Consider the following 12,809-nt stretch of genomic DNA (forward strand, 5'->3'; position numbering starts at 1 on the left):
AGAAGCTGACGGCTGCGGTATCCCGTTCTCATGACGTAATGTATGATGACGGAACGTTGGTGACGATCTATCTGGACCGGGAGGGAAAAATGGATTCTAGCGCGTCGAACGCGGACGTCGCGCCGTCAAGACCGTCCATCGTCCATATTGCGGTTCAATTGGGACTAGGCGCCCTTCTGGTCTATGTCTGTGCTAGGATCATATCGCCTTTCTTGGGAATCCTGCTTTGGTCGGCGATCCTGGCGGTCATGCTTTATCCTTTGCATCTCCGCCTGTCCGACCGGCTCGGCAATCGCTGGTCGGCATTTCTCATCGGGATGGTCGGCGTTGCCGTCGTGCTGGTACCTATCTTCGTCGTGGTCACATCGCTCGGATCTTCCATTTATTCGCTTGTTTCAGGCTTGCAGAACCACAGCCTGACTATTCCGCTGCCTCCAACGTGGCTTGCCGATCTGCCGGTGGTCGGAGCGAAGCTCTCGGAGGGTTGGGCGCTCACTGCCGCCAACCTGCCCTTGGCACTCAATAAATACGGCCAGATGCTGACAAAGCCCGCTGCGTGGCTCGCATCCTTCGCTGGCGGCTTGGCCGCTGGCGGCCTGTCCTTCGTTCTTTCCATCGTGATCGCCGCCGTGCTGGTGGCGTATGCCAATGGCGCTGCGGCCTTTGCCCTCAGTCTGCTGGAACTGGTAACCAACAGCAAGGCGCGCGGGGCGCGGCTCGTGAAGCTGACCGCCGCAACGATCCGGGGAGTGGCGGTCGGAGTGGTCGGCGTGGCGGTGATCCAGTCGATGCTCGTTGGCGTTGCTTTCTTCGCCATTGGCCTTCCGGCGGCCGGTGCTCTAACGCTTGTCACGTTTCTCTTGGCAGTCGTTCAGGTGCCGGCGCTGCTGCTGACCCTGCCTGTCATGGCCTATGTCTTTGCCACGGAAGCAACCACACCGGCAATAATTTTTGCCGTTTGATCCCTCGTCGCCGGGCTTAGCGACAATTTCCTCAAACCATTGATGCTCGGCCGTGGATTGGACGTGCCAATGCCGGTCATTTTGGTCGGCGTCATCGGTGGGATGTTAGCCGATGGCCTTCTCGGTATATTTGTTGGCCCCGTGCTACTGGGCGTCGGCTTTGTGCTGCTGATGGAATGGATGCATCAGCGCCCGGTCGGCGACGGAGAGCCGATCGAAGGTTCGGCGCTATGATTGCAGTTGTTGCTCTCGGTTTGCTTGCGATGTCGATATGCCTCGCGCTCCAGGCATTCGCCTCAGTACTCGCCGCGCGGTACTTTGCTCATGCCCAGACACAACCCATGGGCCGAAAACCGTGGCGGACTATCTTCCTGCAATTCTCGATTTTGATGATCGTGCTCATGGTGGGCAATATCGTCCAAGTCGCATTTTGGGCACTGCTATATAGCGTGCTCGGTGCCTTCGAGGACTTCGAAACGGCAATGTATTTTTCGGGCGTCACCTTCACCTCGCTTGGCTATGGCGACGTGGTGCTTGATGGCCGTATTCGGCTGTTGGGACCACTGCAGGCGGCCAATGGACTGATGATGTTCGGAATCACGACTGCCCTCTTTTTTTCGGCTATCCAGCAGGCCACGGGGAAGTTGGGCACGTCAAATAGAACCGCGCGTGAGCCGTAAAGGATTGGAGCAGCGAGAGCTTCCGGCGCAAAGCGGTCGCTGGCAGCGCCTCAAGCGGCTGGCGGCATTTGCCATATAAATCGGATTTTTTTCGACATCTACTCAACAATCACCAATGACTACTCACTAACGACTAACCACTATCGCGGTAGGCCGCCCCTGCCCGCCTGATCAGCCGGTTGATGAAATCGAGTTTCTGCACCACCGGCGGCGAGAGCACGAAGGGGTAGCTGTCGGGCTGGCCCATGCTGCGCTGGATGCTGTTCAGCGCGACGCTGAGGGGAACCCAGGCATCGACCAGGGGCTGGGCACCCACCGCCCTGTAGGGATCGAAATCGACCTCGGCGGCCATGGCCTCGTGGCGGCGAGGTTCTGTCGTGAGGCCGAACGCGCGGGCGGTTTCCAGCGTATCGACGATGTGGAAGAAATGCGCCCAGCATTCGGCAAAATCCTCGGCCGGATGGGCGCTGGCGTAGGTGCTGATGAACCTCTCCTGCCAGTCGACTGGTGGTCCCTGTTCGTAATTGCGTTTCAGCGCCTCGGCATAGTCCTCGCGTTCATCGCCGAACAGTGCCCGGGCTTCGTTAAGCGTCTGGTCGTCGCGCACCAGCTGGGCCCAGTAGAAATGGCCGATCTCATGGCGGAAATGGCCAAGCAGCGTCCGGTAGGGCTCGTTCATTGATACCCGCACGCTTTCGCGCGTCGCATCATTGGCCTCTGCCGCCCGCAGGCTGATGAGGCCGTCCTCATGGCCGGTCATGGCCGGAACGATATTGCCGTTGGCATCGACCTCGTCGGCAAGGAAATCAAACACGAGGCCGCCTTGCGGATCGACGTCGCGGCCGGGGCGCGGCAGGTTCCAGCGCAGCAGCGAGTAGAACAGATGACGCTGGGCCTGGCCGATCTTCTGCCAGCGCGCCAGACCTTCCGGATTGTCGGAGACCGGCACGATGCGGTTGTAGCGGCAGGCCTGGCAATAGACTTGGCTGTCATTGGTCGAGATCAGCCAGTTGCAGATGTCGTGCGCTGCATTGGCGCAGAAGCGGACGTCGGCTTGCGTGCGCGAGGACGCCTGCCACAGGTTTTCACCAGCAGGCGTCAGAGCCTCTACCGCCAACGCCTCGGGCAGAAAACCGAGCTGCGATCCGCAATTGATGCAGACGCGGTTGTCGAAGTGAACGGGATTTCCGCAATTTCCGCACTCGTAAAGTCTCATAGCCCGCCCGATATGTCTCGATGTAAGGGATGCTGGCGCAGCGGATGCCGGCCATAACGTGGTCTCATTCACAGAGAAATGCCCGCCGGCACAAGGCACAGCGGGCATCGGCGCTGAAATCGTCCATCCAGTTGAACCCGTCAGGACAGTCGATCCGCGCACCTTGGAGCCGCTGGCGCCTCTTTTCGAGATGACCGGCGGCAATCCGGATTACATGCGATCAACGGTACCCTTGACGGCATCCTTGGCCTTGCCTGTGGCCGTCTGGACCTTGCCCTTGATTTCCTGGCCCTTGCCTTCAGCCTGCAGCTTTTCGCTACCGGTTGCCTTGCCGGCAGCCTGCTTGACCTTGCCTGCTGCCTTATTGGCGGCGCCGGAAATCTTGTCGGAAGTGCTACCCATGATCAGTCTCCTTGAGAGGTTGAGGACAAGAGCGGAGCGTCCTGTCCTTGCGACTGGAAAACGGAGGGAGGCTCAAATTGTTCCGGCGCAACATCCAAAAGACGGAAAATAGATTTGCCTATGCGTGACCCGCATCGACCGACAGCATCGCGGGGGCGACGCCCATCAGGGCCAGCGCCCGGTCGTATTTATCGCCGAGATCGCGGTCGAAGATCAGTTCTTCGCTGGCCGGGCAATTCAGCCAGCCATTGTTGGCAATCTCGTTTTCGAGCTGGCCAGCACCCCAGCCGGCATAGCCCAGCATCATCATCGCCTTGGCAGGTCCCTGGCCGCGCGAGATGGCCCGGACGATGTCGAGTGTTGCCGTCAGGCAGATGTCGTCGTTGACGGGAATGCTGGATTCACTGAGGTAATCGTCCGAATGCAGGACGAAGCCGCGCCCGGTTTCAACCGGACCGCCGGTCTGGATCTGGAAATCGCGGGTGACGCCGGGCAGCCGGATCGCCTGCTGCTGATCGATGATGTGCAGATGCAAAAGAACGTCCGGAAAGGTCAGTTGCTGCGGCCGGTTGAGCACGAAGCCCATGGCACCGTCGTCCGAATGGGCGCAGACGAAGATGACCGTGCGGGCAAAATTGCTGTCGAACATGCCGGGCATGGCGATCAGGAACTGACCATCCAATACCCCGCGTTCGCGTTTTTTCTGGAACGTCGCCATCATGGTCTTAGCCTATCAACTCAGGTTCAAATGAAAAGCGTTTCCACCCTGGTCTTTTGTTGAGGATTTCATCGGTCCTTGAGGTCGCGTGCCATCAAAAGAAAATGATCGCGCGGTGAAAGCCGGCATCTTTCAACCCTGCCCCAAAACCGATATGCCTCAGCATCATGAAACATCATCGCCTCCTAGAGAATGTGCCTCATTTGGCTGCGCTGGCAACCCTCTCGGCGTATTTTTTTATCACCCCTGCCGCCGATGCCGCGCAGAGCCAATGGGTACAGTCAGAGGGTGGCGAGGTGCGGATTGTCGCCGACAGGCCCGAGCCGGACGGCACGATCCCTGCCATTCTCGACATCCGGCTGAAGCCCGGCTGGAAAACCTATTGGATTGAGCCCGGCGCGAGCGGCATCCCGCCGCAGATTACCATCGATCCACGCGACGGTATCTCCTTTTCCGGAATGCGCTTTCCAGCCCCGAAGGCGTTTCACGACGGCATTGCAGGCTATACCGGCTACGACCATTCGGTGGCGTTTCCGCTGTCCTTGAAGCGGGAGAAGACTGGGGATCTCAGCCTGAAGATCTCGGTGTTCCTTGGCATCTGCAAGGACATCTGCATTCCGGTTCAGGCCGATCTTGATCTTTCCCTGCCGCAGGGGCTTTCGGAAAACCCGCTCGACCGGGCGCGGATCGACGATGCGGTTGCGGCGCTGCCGATGCTGCCGTCCGACACGTTCAAGGTGACGGCCGCCTTCTTCGATGCCGCTGAAAAACGCCTGCATCTGTCGCTGGTGACGCCGGTGGCGACAACGCCAGCCGAACTCTTTCTCGCTGGCCCGCCCGGCTACAGCTTCGGCAAACCCGAAAAAGTGACGTCCAAGAACGGCCACGTCACAGCTGAGATCGCCGTGCGCGTTCCAGCAAATGGCGGTGCACTGAAAAGCGGCTCTGTCATGCTCGTCGCGCGCGCCGGCGAGCAGAGCATGCAAACCCCACTTGCCTTTGACTGAACCGAATCTATATTCCCATCCGACCCAACGGAGCCATCGCGCTCCGACCTTCCCGAAAAGACTTCAAGGAGTGAGACCGTGACCATTTCCGTCGGAGACAAGCTGCCCGCCGCCACCTTCAAGGAAAAGACCGCCGATGGGCCGGTCGAAATCAGCACCGAGCAGTTGTTTGCCGGCAAGAAGGTCGTCCTGTTCGCCGTTCCCGGCGCCTTCACCCCGACCTGCTCGCTCAACCACCTGCCTGGTTACCTGGAAAACCGCGACGCCATCCTTGCCCGCGGCATCGACGATATCGCCGTCGTTGCGGTCAACGACCTGCATGTGATGGGCGCCTGGGCGACCGCATCGGGTGGCATCGGCAAGATTCACTTCCTCTCAGACTGGAACGCCGCCTTCACCAAGGCGCTCGGCATGGATATCGACCTGTCCGCCGGCACGCTCGGCCTGCGCTCGAAGCGCTATTCGATGCTGGTGGAAGACGGCGTGGTGAAGACGCTCAACGTCGAGGAAAGCCCCGGCCAGGCGACTGTTTCTGCTGCTGCGGCCATGCTCGAGCAGATCTGACGCTACCCATCCGACAAGCGGACACCCCACCTCCATCATGCTCGCCCTTGTGGCGGGCATCCAGCGACCCGACGTCTGTCGGGTCAAAAAACCTTTCAGCCCGAGGACTTGGGCTGACTGGACTCCTGTGACAAGCACAGGAGTGACGGTGGTTTTGGCTGCCGCGGGATTTTCCCAGTGACCTTCCGAGAAACGAGAACCGGCTCTGTCAGTCCGAACCGGCCTGTCGAAGACACAGACGGGCTTTTACATTTACGCCATCAGCGCCTATTGCACGTGCCGCTCAACCAACGTTGCAAGCTGCCCGATGACCGTGCCCCAGCCGTCGTAGAAGCCCGCCTCTTCGTGCATGTTCCGGTCGGCATTGCTCTTGTGCATGACATGGGCGTGATAGTCGGTGCCCTCAGGGTGATCCTGCAGCGTGATGATGGCCGTCATGAACGGTTGCTCGGCCGGCCGCCAGCCGCCGGTCAGCGCATTGGTGAAGACGATCTTTTCGCCATCCTCGACGGCGAGGAAGCAGGCGGAGAGATGCGGCTGGAAATCGCCGCCGTTTTCGCTCATCTGCGTTGTGAAAGCGCCGCCCGGGCGCAACTCCATCGCGACGACCTTGCATCTGGCCGGTTGCGGGATCCACCATTGCTCGAAGCGTGACGGATCGGTCCAGGCGCTCCAGACGAGCGATCGCGGTGCCTTGATGATCCGGGAAATCGTCAGGTCGAGTTCGGGGTTGGGTGTTGTCATTGTCAGCCTCCTTCTGCCTGTGTCTTAGTTACAAACTGCTCGAGCCTGTCGGTACGGCCCTCCCACAGCGCCCGCTGCGCCGACAGCCAGGCATCGACCGCGGCGAACTGCTGCTTCTCGATGACACAGGTCCTGACCCGGCCCTGCTTGCGGGTCTGGATCAGGCCGCTGCCTTCCAGAAAATGAATGTGCTTCATGAACGACGGCAGGGCCATGTCGAATGGCTGTGCAAGGTCGCTAATGCTGGCAGGTCCCTTGCCCAGCCGAGCCAGGACGGCACGGCGGGTGGGATCTGCAAGCGCCTGGAAAATGCCGTTGAGTTGCTCTGAATAGTGACCCATAAGGCTAAGTATCATCGTTAAACACTTACCACAAGAGCTAAGTGTTACATCCTATCCTTGACTTGTCAGACTGGGACGGCATCTCTGCATTCGAGTGAGTGTTCGGGAGATCACGATGAAGACATTTCTGCGTATTGTTGCCGCTTGTGCCGCCATAACGGCAGCCGGACAGGCAGCAGCCAAGATTCCGCTGGTCAATGCCACCTGCCCCGGCAAGATCGAGGTTCACGCCGATCAGGGCGGGCCGATCTACATCAATGGCAAGGAAGGCAAGCTCAAAGTCTTCAATGAGAACTATTACGAAGCCAAGGGCAGCGGCGTCACCATATCGCTCACCATCAGTCCGGATGGATCTGCGGATGTGTCCTATACCGGCAAGGGCGGCGCCAATGGTGTCTGCACCGTAAAATAATCCGCAGAGGCGTCATGAACCAGAGCATCGCACTGATCGCCCTCGTCGTTGCCGACTATGACGAGGCGATCGATTTCTATGTCACGAAGCTGGGGTTCCTGCTGGTCGAGGACACTTACCAGCCGGAGCAGGACAAGCGCTGGGTCGTCGTGAGACCGCCGGGCGACGGCAGCACATCCCTGCTTCTGGCACGGGCATCCTCGGAGCATCAGGAAGCGTTCATCGGCAACCAGGCTGGCGGTCGCGTGTTCCTGTTCCTGCAGACTGACGATTTCTGGCGGGATCATGCGAAGATGGTAGAGACCGGCATCCGCTTTACCCGCGAGCCGAAAGAGGCCGCCTACGGCATCGTCGCGGTGTTCGAGGACCTCTATGGTAACCTTTGGGATCTCGTTGAGTTTACCGACGGACGGTAGAGGTTTCCGCTTTTCTTTGAATCGCGAAACGCTCCATTCTTTTGTTTGCCGCAATTCCGGACGCAAAACCGCTGCGCATTTTGCTGGAATTGCTTTGCCTACCGCTTCTTCTTGAACGGCTCCATGCCCTTGCGGGCCAGTTCGTCGGCGCGTTCGTTTTCCGGGTGGCCGGCATGGCCCTTGACCCAGTGCCAGGTGACCTTGTGGCTCTGGTTGGCGACGTCGAGCGCCTGCCAGAGTTCGCCATTCTTCACCGGCTTCTTGTCGGCGGTCTTCCAGCCGTTTTTCTTCCAGCCGTGAATCCACTTGCCGATGCCGTCCATGACGTATTTCGAATCGGTATAGAGATCGACCTCGCACTGGGTCTTCAGGCTGGTGAGCGCGGTGATCGCCGCCAAGAGTTCCATGCGGTTGTTGGTGGTTTCCGCTTCGCCGCCGCACAGGTCCTTCTCGGTCTCGCCATAGCGCAGCACGGCGCCCCAGCCGCCCGGACCCGGATTTCCGGAGCAGGCGCCATCGGTGAAGATATCGACATGTTTCATGCGGGCACTGTCTCGTTAATCAGGCCGTATTCGGCGGATGTTGCGATGGAACGGTGGAATTGCAGCTTCTTCAGATATTCGAGCGGGTCTTTCTTGACCACCAGCGCACCGGCCGGCGTCAACAGCCAGTCGTAGAGCCGGGTCAGGAAGAACCGCAGGGCAGAGCCGCGCGCAAGCAACGGCAGGGCTTCGATCTCGGCTGCGGTCAGCGGCCGCACGCTCTGATAGCCCGACAGCAGCGCCATGCCCTTGGTGATGTTGAAGGCACCGTCCTTTTCGAAGCACCAGGCGTTCAGGCAGACGGAGACGTCATAGGCGAGCAGGTCGTTGCAGGCGAAATAGAAGTCGATCAGGCCGGACAGGCCGTCGCCGAGGAAGAAGACGTTGTCTGGGAAGAGGTCGGCATGGATGACGCCTTGCGGCAGATCCTTCGGCCAATGGGCTTCGAGGAAATCCAACTCATTGGCGATCTCGGCCGCAAGGCCCGGCTGCACCTCGTCGGCGCGGTCGCGCGCATTGTTCCAGAGCGGCCGCCAGCCGCCGACAGACAGCGCGTTGGGGCGGCGGATCTCGAAGCCTTCGCCGGCCACATGCATGGCGGCGAGCGCCTTGCCGACTTCGCGGCAATGGCTGGCATCGGGCTTGCGCAGCCACATGCCTTCGAGAAACGAAATCACTGCGGCCGGGCGGCCGGACAGGTGGCCCAGCAGTGCGCCATCGGCGCGCGGCAGAGGCAGCGGGCAGGACAGCCCCTTGTCAGCGAGGTGATGCATCAGGCCCAAAAAGAACGGCAGGTCGTTCTGGTCCACCCGCTTTTCGTAAAGCGTTAGGATGTAGGCGCCCTTGGTGGTGTGCAGCAGGAAATTGGTGTTTTCGACGCCCTCGGCGATGCCCTTGTAGGACGTCAGCGTGCCGACGTCGTACTGCTTCAGGAAGCCGCTGAGATCGTCTTCGGTGATGTCGGTGTAAACTGCCAAGGTCGGATCTCGTGTTTTGAGCGGTGACGGATGGTCTGAGGTCGAGGAGGCCTACCCCCTCTGTCACTATCGTGACATCTCCCCCTCAAGGGGGGAGATCATTCTTTTTCCTTACAGGCTTTCCGGTAAGGCGGGCAAAAGCTTGCGGTCAATCTCCCCCCTTGAGGGGGAGATGTCCCGGAGGGACAGAGGGGGGTACCCTCGGCAGAACGAGAACAGTGAAACCGTTACTCCCCATTCACGAACGCCATGTCCTGCGCCGTCAGCGGCACGTGGCGAAGCTCGCGGTTGACCAGGAAGTTTTCGGTCTCCTCGACGGTATCGGCAAGCTCCACCGCAGCATCGTAACGCGCGCGAAAAGCCTCGATGATCTCGTTGACGATCACTTCCGGTGCCGACGCGCCCGCCGACAGGCCGACTGTAGAGATATCAGCGAAATCATCCCAGTCGATTTCCGACGCGCGCTGGACAAGGACCGATTTTTTCGCCCCGGCCCGGAGTGCGACCTCGACCAAGCGCTTGGAGTTCGACGAATTCGGAGCGCCGACGATGATGAAATGATCGCAGCCGGGGGCTGCCTGTTTGACGGCTTCCTGACGGTTGGTCGTCGCGTAGCAGATCGAATCGGCTGCAGGCGCCGTCAGGTTCGGGAAGCGCTCGTGCAGCCGCTTGATGACGCCGGCGGTATCATCGACAGACAGCGTCGTCTGGGTGACGAAGCCGAGATTGTCCGCGTCCGGCGGTATGTAGGTTTCGGCGTCCTCGACCGTCTCGACCAGCGACACGGCGCCTTCCGGCAACTGGCCCATCGTGCCGATCACCTCCGGATGTCCGGCATGGCCGATCAGCACGACATGGCGGCCGAGCTTCTGGTGGCGCATGGCCTGCTTGTGGACCTTGGAGACCAGCGGGCATGTGGCGTCGAGGTAAAAGAGATTACGCTCCGTCGCATCGGCAGGCACCGACTTTGGCACGCCATGGGCGGAAAACACCACCGGCTGCTTGCGATGCTCCGGCGGGATCTCGTCGAGCTCTTCGACGAAGATCGCACCCTTGGCCTCTAGGCCTTCGACGACGTAGCGGTTGTGGACGATCTCGTGACGGACATAGACCGGCGCGCCATATTCCTTCAACGCCAAGACGACGATCTGGATCGCCCGGTCGACCCCGGCGCAAAAGCCGCGCGGGCCGCAGAGGCGCAAGGTGATCGGTGTTTTTGCTGGAAGAAAAGTCGCCATTGATCAGAATGCCAGTAAGGTGAACACAAGGCCGAGAATTGCCGGCCCGCCCTGCACAAGCAGGATGCGCGGCTTGACCGACCATGCGCCATATATAGCGGCAACGATCACGCACACAAGGAAGAACAGCTTCAGCTGGACGGCAAATTCCGGCGGCGACGCGATCAGCGACCACAAAAGTCCGGCGGCGAGAAAGCCGTTATAGAGCCCCTGATTGGCCGCCAGAACCTTGGTCGCCTGCGCCTGTTCCGGCGTCATCCGAAACACTTTTTGCCCCTGCGGCCCCGTCCAGAGAAACATTTCAAGCACGAGGAAACCGACATGCAGGAGAGCTGTCAGGGCGATCAGGATGTTTGCGAGAATGGCCATTCGATTTCCCCAGGTGGCACGCTGCCTCGACCTTATGTCTTCCGCCGGAAGATGAAAATCCCGCTGATGACAACCAGCGCGGCGGCCAGCCCATACCAGGTCATGGCATATTGCAGATGGCTGTTGGGAAAGTCGAACTGCGTCACGCCGCCGATCGGCATGCCGCCTTCATGCGGCGTTGCATCGGCATCGATGAAGAAGGGCACGACCTTGGCCGGATCGAGGCCGGTGCTTGCGGCCATGACATCGAGATCCTTCCAGTAGAAGATGTTCTTGGCGACATCATTGTCCGGCACGGCCCAGGAGGGTTTTTCCAGGAGCTTGGCGCGGGAAAGTCCCGTGACGGTCTGGTCGCCGGTCAGCTGGCCCTGCTTGCGCATTTCCGGCTCTTTGGCCTCGAACGTGACGAAGCCGCGATTAACGAGGACGATCTGGCCATCGGTCAGCTGCAGCGGCGTATAGACGTAATAGCCGGTGCGGCCTCCATAGGTCGCGAAGAAATGCCGTTCCTTGTTGTTGATATAGGTGCCGGTGACGCGCACCGTGCGGTAATCGACATCCTCGCCGGCCTTGGCCAAGGCCTCGATCGCCGCCAGGTCGGCAGGCGGTGCGGCGCGGCGTTCCGCAATCGACGCCAGAAGCCCTTCCTTCCAGGCCAGCCGCTCCATCTGCCATGTACCAAGCGCGAAGAGGATCGCCAGCGCGACCAGAACCAGAACGATGCCAATGATGCGGCCGGCAAGCCCGCCGCTTTTCTTGTCCGACACAGTATCAGCCACGATCGATCTCGCCCTGGTGTGCATTGTTGCGGAATTGCAGCGTGATCAGGATACCCTTCAGCATGCGCATGAGGACCAGGCTGAAGATGATGGCGAGCGGTATCCACAACAGGAAATGCACCCAGAGCGGCGGATTGATGTTGACCTCCATCCAGAGAGCTGCCCCGACGACGATGAAACCGACGATCAGGATGACGAAGACCACCGGGCCGTCGCCAGCATCGGCAAAGCCATAATCGAGACCGCAATTGGCGCAGGCCGGCTTCATCGTCAGGAAACCGTCAAACAACTTACCCTCACCGCATCGCGGGCAAAGCCCCCTGATCCCGGCCTTGACCGGCTCGACCGGCGGGAAATGTGCGCTGTCTTCGTTCATGCCGTTTTCGTTCCTTCTTGCGCTGTGCTTCATAAACCATTCGCACCGGCAGCGATATATCGGCCCCCGCGACGTTTAGGCCCATCAACGCGTTGGCAAACAGGCAAAGAAAAAGGCGGGCACTCATGCACCCGCCTTCAAAATTCTTCAGTTCAGAAATCGATCACATATGAGCGATCGGCGCACCCCAGCCGCCCCAGATGTAGATCGAGAAGAACAGGAACAGCCAGACCACGTCAACGAAGTGCCAGTACCAGGCGGCGGCTTCGAAGCCGAAATGCTGCTTGGGGGTAAAGTCGCCCTTCACTGCGCGCAGCAGGCAGATGGCCAGGAAGATCGTGCCGACCAGAACGTGGAAGCCGTGGAAACCGGTCGCCATGAAGAAGGTCGCACCGTAGATCGAATCCTTGAAGGCAAACGGTGCGTGGGCGTATTCGTAAGCCTGAACGTAGGAGAACAGGATGCCGAGCAGAACCGTCAGGGTCAGGCCGTTGATCAGGCCCTTGCGGTCGCCGTGCAGCAACGCGTGGTGTGCCCAAGTAACCGTCGTGCCGGAGAGCAGCAGGATGACGGTGTTGTAGAGCGGCAGGTGCCAGGGATCGAGAACCTCGATGCCCTTCGGCGGCCAGACACCGCCGGTAAAGGCCGAGCGGGTTGCCTGGATGGCTTCGCCCGGGAACAGGCTGGCATCGAAATAGGCCCAGAACCAGGCAACGAAGAACATCACTTCCGAAGCGATGAACATGATCATGCCGTAGCGCAGGTGCAGCGACACGACGCGGGTGTGGTGGCCCTCATGCGCTTCCTTGATCGTGTCCGACCACCAGCCGTACATCGTGTAGAGAACGACAGCGAGACCGATGAAGAAGAACCACGGGTGCGCCCAGTCGACACCGAACAGGTGCAGCGTACCGCCCGACAGGTATCGCATATAGCCGACACCGCCAAAGGCCATGACGAAGGCGCCGATCGAGGCGATCAGCGGCCAAGGGCTCGGATCGATGATGTGGTAGTCGTGATTTTTCTGATGCGCATCGGCCATGTGGACTATCCCCGATAAGTCTTT

At 60.2% G+C, this 12,809-nt stretch carries 19 protein-coding genes; 7 read left to right on the plus strand and 12 right to left on the minus strand.

Features of this window, described 5'->3' with window-relative positions; genetic code table 11:
* The first annotated feature begins 89 nt into the window (after positions 1-89).
* The 3 genes from ACP7E0_RS11595 to ACP7E0_RS11605 all read left to right on the plus strand — a co-directional run bounded on the left by ACP7E0_RS11595 (position 90) and on the right by ACP7E0_RS11605 (position 1,642).
* Positions 90-962: an AI-2E family transporter gene (locus ACP7E0_RS11595; protein ID WP_426125033.1), complete on the plus strand. Its 873-nt coding sequence runs from the start codon at positions 90-92 to the stop codon at positions 960-962.
* A 69-nt stretch (positions 963-1,031) separates the two neighbouring features.
* Positions 1,032-1,196: a hypothetical protein gene (locus ACP7E0_RS11600; protein WP_426125034.1), complete on the plus strand. Its 165-nt coding sequence runs from the start codon at positions 1,032-1,034 to the stop codon at positions 1,194-1,196.
* Positions 1,193-1,642 (plus strand): potassium channel family protein, encoded by a 450-nt coding sequence (locus tag ACP7E0_RS11605; RefSeq protein WP_426125036.1) that lies wholly within the window; start codon positions 1,193-1,195, stop codon positions 1,640-1,642. Before ACP7E0_RS11600 ends, ACP7E0_RS11605 begins: the two co-directional genes overlap by 4 nt.
* Positions 1,643-1,775: 133 nt before the next feature.
* Here the strand turns inward: ACP7E0_RS11605 and ACP7E0_RS11610 are convergent, their stop codons facing one another.
* The 3 genes from ACP7E0_RS11610 to ACP7E0_RS11620 form a co-directional block, all read right to left on the minus strand.
* Positions 1,776-2,858: a zinc-binding metallopeptidase family protein gene (locus ACP7E0_RS11610; protein WP_426125037.1), complete on the minus strand. Its 1,083-nt coding sequence runs from the start codon at positions 2,856-2,858 to the stop codon at positions 1,776-1,778.
* 210 nt (positions 2,859-3,068) lie between these two features.
* Positions 3,069-3,260, minus strand: a complete 192-nt coding sequence (locus tag ACP7E0_RS11615) for a CsbD family protein (protein ID WP_426125038.1) — start codon at positions 3,258-3,260, stop codon at positions 3,069-3,071.
* Positions 3,261-3,378: 118 nt separating this feature from the next.
* Complete coding sequence (locus ACP7E0_RS11620) at positions 3,379-3,981, minus strand: YqgE/AlgH family protein (RefSeq protein ID WP_426125040.1); 603 nt, start codon at positions 3,979-3,981, stop codon at positions 3,379-3,381.
* 191 nt (positions 3,982-4,172) lie between these two features.
* On the opposite strand from ACP7E0_RS11620, the gene ACP7E0_RS11625 reads away from it, so the two are divergent.
* Positions 4,173-4,985 carry a protein-disulfide reductase DsbD domain-containing protein gene (locus ACP7E0_RS11625; protein WP_426125041.1) on the plus strand — a complete coding sequence of 271 codons (813 nt, stop codon included), beginning with the start codon at positions 4,173-4,175 and terminating at the stop codon, positions 4,983-4,985.
* Positions 4,986-5,063: 78 nt separating this feature from the next.
* The gene (locus ACP7E0_RS11630) at positions 5,064-5,549 is read left to right on the plus strand and encodes a peroxiredoxin (protein ID WP_426125042.1); all 486 of its coding nucleotides are present in this window, start codon (positions 5,064-5,066) and stop codon (positions 5,547-5,549) included.
* 267 nt (positions 5,550-5,816) lie between these two features.
* Here the strand turns inward: ACP7E0_RS11630 and ACP7E0_RS11635 are convergent, their stop codons facing one another.
* Positions 5,817-6,293, minus strand: a complete 477-nt coding sequence (locus ACP7E0_RS11635; RefSeq protein WP_426125043.1) for an SRPBCC family protein — start codon at positions 6,291-6,293, stop codon at positions 5,817-5,819.
* A 2-nt stretch (positions 6,294-6,295) separates the two neighbouring features.
* A complete protein-coding gene (locus ACP7E0_RS11640) occupies positions 6,296-6,634 on the minus strand; it encodes an ArsR/SmtB family transcription factor (RefSeq protein ID WP_426125044.1) in 339 nt (112 codons plus the stop codon).
* Between the two features lie 115 nt (positions 6,635-6,749).
* Between ACP7E0_RS11640 and ACP7E0_RS11645 the strand changes: the two genes are divergently transcribed.
* The gene (locus ACP7E0_RS11645) at positions 6,750-7,046 is read left to right on the plus strand and encodes a hypothetical protein (RefSeq protein WP_426125045.1); all 297 of its coding nucleotides are present in this window, start codon (positions 6,750-6,752) and stop codon (positions 7,044-7,046) included.
* 14 nt (positions 7,047-7,060) lie between these two features.
* Positions 7,061-7,462, plus strand: a complete 402-nt coding sequence (locus ACP7E0_RS11650; RefSeq protein ID WP_426125046.1) for a VOC family protein — start codon at positions 7,061-7,063, stop codon at positions 7,460-7,462.
* Positions 7,463-7,560: 98 nt separating this feature from the next.
* Here ACP7E0_RS11650 and rnhA read toward each other — a convergent pair whose 3' ends face one another.
* The 7 genes from rnhA to ACP7E0_RS11685 form a co-directional block, all read right to left on the minus strand.
* On the minus strand, positions 7,561-8,004 hold the full coding sequence (rnhA, locus tag ACP7E0_RS11655) for a ribonuclease HI (protein WP_426125047.1): 444 nt from the start codon (positions 8,002-8,004) through the stop codon (positions 7,561-7,563).
* Positions 8,001-8,981 carry a homoserine kinase gene (locus ACP7E0_RS11660; RefSeq protein WP_426125048.1) on the minus strand — a complete coding sequence of 327 codons (981 nt, stop codon included), beginning with the start codon at positions 8,979-8,981 and terminating at the stop codon, positions 8,001-8,003. Before ACP7E0_RS11660 ends, rnhA begins: the two co-directional genes overlap by 4 nt.
* A 227-nt stretch (positions 8,982-9,208) precedes the next feature.
* Positions 9,209-10,219: a 4-hydroxy-3-methylbut-2-enyl diphosphate reductase gene (ispH, locus tag ACP7E0_RS11665; protein WP_426125049.1), complete on the minus strand. Its 1,011-nt coding sequence runs from the start codon at positions 10,217-10,219 to the stop codon at positions 9,209-9,211.
* A gap of 3 nt (positions 10,220-10,222) precedes the next feature.
* Entirely contained in the window at positions 10,223-10,588 is a 366-nt protein-coding gene (locus tag ACP7E0_RS11670) for a DUF1304 domain-containing protein (protein ID WP_426125050.1), read from the minus strand.
* Positions 10,589-10,620: 32 nt separating this feature from the next.
* A complete protein-coding gene (locus ACP7E0_RS11675; protein ID WP_426125051.1) occupies positions 10,621-11,391 on the minus strand; it encodes an SURF1 family protein in 771 nt (256 codons plus the stop codon).
* Positions 11,360-11,743 carry a DUF983 domain-containing protein gene (locus tag ACP7E0_RS11680; RefSeq protein WP_426125053.1) on the minus strand — a complete coding sequence of 128 codons (384 nt, stop codon included), beginning with the start codon at positions 11,741-11,743 and terminating at the stop codon, positions 11,360-11,362. Before ACP7E0_RS11680 ends, ACP7E0_RS11675 begins: the two co-directional genes overlap by 32 nt.
* 163 nt (positions 11,744-11,906) lie before the next feature.
* The gene (locus ACP7E0_RS11685; protein WP_426125054.1) at positions 11,907-12,785 is read right to left on the minus strand and encodes a cytochrome c oxidase subunit 3; all 879 of its coding nucleotides are present in this window, start codon (positions 12,783-12,785) and stop codon (positions 11,907-11,909) included.
* Positions 12,786-12,809 lie beyond the last annotated feature (24 nt).

Origin of the sequence: Pararhizobium sp. PWRC1-1 (assembly GCF_049897905.1) — a bacterium.
Classification (GTDB): Bacteria; Pseudomonadota; Alphaproteobacteria; order Rhizobiales; family Rhizobiaceae; genus Pararhizobium.